Here is a 1057-nt window from a genome sequence, read left to right as displayed (position 1 = left end):
GGATTCGCGGGCGCGGGCGCGGTTTCCGTTGTGGGGGACGAGAGTTGGGCTGCTTCGGCACCGTTGGTGCGGGCGCGTTCGACCCATTGGGGTGGGATACCGAGTTCGATTGCCAGCTGTTCGATCGCTTCGCGTTCGGCTTCCAACGCGTCCAGATGCGAACGCCACTCCTGCTCCGGGGTGCCGTCACTACCGTCGTAGCCAGCGAAACCACGCACCTGCACCAACGCGTAGGTGCGTGCCAGTCTGTCGATGCGGGCCAGCAGCTTCGCCTGCCACTGCTCCATCGATACTGCGGGACCGGGGTTGGTCATGGTTGTTACCTCTTCTGGCGGGTGAACCCGCTGGGAGTCCGTGGATCTGGGTGTGGGCAGGCGTGGCTCATAGCTGGGCCCCGTGATCGAGATCGGGCCCGGGATGCTGTGGTGGGCCGGTGGGTGTGGGTGTGCCCCACCGGGTGTGGTCGGCCTCGGCGGGCAGCGCGCGGTCGATCGCGTCGGCAATGGGGTCGGCGTCAGCGCCGGCGGAGGAATGGGTTAGGAACGCTGCTGCGGCGGCGGTCTTCATGGCGTGCGGCGCGGGGATGCGCACCGGCTGCTCGGACAGGGCGACATCCACGCGCAGGGTGATCGCCGTGGCGTCGCGTATGGCGCTGGTCTCGATGCCGGGACGGGCGTAGACGCGCCAGCGTTCCTCCACTGCGTCGGCGTCGTAGGTGTGTGCGGTGGCGGCCAGGAGTCGCTGCCACTCGCTGCTGGTGCGGGCCCACATTCCGGCGGATTCATCGACGGTGAGGTCGATCGCGTCGGCGATATTGCCGGCCCGGATCCACAATGCGCTCAGGTTGCGCTCGAACTGGGCCACCATCCACGGTTCGGGCTCGAAGGAGGGTGTATGAGTCACCCGGCGCATCCGGCGCGCGACGTCGATGGCGGCCATGTGCTGCATCTGCCAGACATCGCTGGCCACCCACGTCATGACATGCTCCCGGACCGCGTCGGTGCCGGGCTCGGGGCTGATGTCGGCTCGCCGCCCACTGCTGCCCGCGGCTCGGGCA

At 68.7% G+C, this 1057-nt stretch carries 2 protein-coding genes; both read right to left on the bottom strand.

Annotation, left to right across the window (positions count from 1 at the left end):
• On the bottom strand, window positions 1-314 hold a 314-nt coding region (locus NA3_RS35360), incomplete at its 3' end, for a hypothetical protein (RefSeq protein ID WP_157126674.1).
• Between the two features lie 67 nt (window positions 315-381).
• Window positions 382-1057 (bottom strand): hypothetical protein (locus NA3_RS35355; RefSeq protein ID WP_218021966.1); only part of this gene is annotated, 676 nt, incomplete at its 5' end.

This window comes from Nocardia africana NBRC 100379 (assembly GCF_001612635.1).
Taxonomy (GTDB): domain Bacteria; phylum Actinomycetota; class Actinomycetes; order Mycobacteriales; family Mycobacteriaceae; genus Nocardia; species Nocardia africana.
Note: the sequence above shows the minus strand (reverse complement) of the source record. Positions and strands in the feature narration are given on the sequence as shown.